The sequence below is a fragment of the Treponema sp. R80B11-R83G3 genome (assembly GCF_054786115.1).
This window is the reverse complement of sequence record NZ_BDHF01000236.1, coordinates 1-1,237: the sequence shown is the minus strand read 5'-3', so window position 1 is coordinate 1,237 and position 1,237 is coordinate 1. Positions and strand designations below refer to the sequence as shown.

2 protein-coding genes are annotated in these 1,237 nt (G+C 43.3%); both read right to left on the bottom strand.

Annotation, left to right across the window (positions count from 1 at the left end; translation table 11 throughout):
- Positions 1–571: ATP-binding response regulator (locus ACYVRH_RS12945; RefSeq protein ID WP_461257312.1), on the bottom strand; the 571-nt coding region annotated here is incomplete at its 3' end.
- Positions 571–1,237 (bottom strand): Hpt domain-containing protein (locus ACYVRH_RS12940; RefSeq protein ID WP_461257311.1); only part of this gene is annotated, 667 nt, incomplete at its 5' end. The genes ACYVRH_RS12945 and ACYVRH_RS12940, both read right to left, overlap by 1 nt.

Here is a 1,237-nt window from a genome sequence, read left to right as displayed (position 1 = left end):
CATAACTCCTTTGTAAAAGGTGCTTTGACGCGTTATGCGCCCGCTGGAGGCAATTTTTAATTTTATTAATATCCTCAGTGTTTAACGATATGTTTATCATGCCCATAATGGCGTTTAACGGAGTGCGTATTTCATGACTCATGTGGGATAAAAATTCGCCTTTGGCGCGGGAAGCGTTCTGCGCTTCCAACTGGTGATCAATCAGCGATAAATGGGTTTTTATCCGCCTTAGCAGAAGCGGGGCGACGAACGGTTTATGGATATAATCGATGGCTCCTAAGTTTAATCCCGCCATTTCGCTTTCCGCGTCATTCATGGAAGTTAAAAATATAATGGGTATATCCTGAAATAATTCATTGCTTTTCAGCTTGGCGGCGGCTTCATATCCGTTTATATCCGGCATTTCCACGTCCAGCAGGACTAAATCCGGTTTAAAATGTTCCAGAAGATCAAACATATTTACAGCCGAAGGGCATGGGAATACTTCATATTGATCTTTTAACGAGTTTTTTATGGCGGTCAGGTTTTCAATATTATCGTCTACTACAATAATTTTTTTATACTCGGACATCAGCCCAACCCCTCCCGCGCGAGACGCTCCGCCACTTCCGTTATTTCAGATATGGTTATCTTTTCTTTTAACCACGCTACTAAATCAGAGCCTTCATCATAATCGTATTCGTCAAGTTCCGACATGGCTTTATCAATGCCCGACATATTGAAGTTTTCACAGCATAGCCGCAAACGGGAAAGAACTTCCTTGTTAGGCGCTTTAAGGCGGGGTTTAGCGTTATTGGCGTCGTATTGCGCAAGCCATGCTTTTACGTTTTCGACAATAACTTCAGCGTCTTTAATTAGTTTATCGTTTTTAGCAAGCACTTCGTCCAAATTTCCCGCCCTTGATAAATTTTCCAATTCAAATGCGGCTTCCCGCACTTCTTGCGCCCCTATGCCGGCGCTTGTTCCTTTTAACCCGTGAACGGAAATAACATAATCAGGCAACGTCTCTCTTGAAACAGCCTTAAGTTTATTCAGGACATTCGGCGTGTTGGCAACATAAGAACGCAGAAGCGGCAGATAAATATCCATCTCGCCGGCGTAAAGCAAGAGTCCTTTTTGGGTATCCACTCCCGGTATGTTTATTTCAATGTTCTCATCTTCAGAACCTGAGCCGGAATTATTTGGCATGATTACTTCAGACTCGTTTGAAGCCCTCGCCCTCTCGATAGTTTCATCG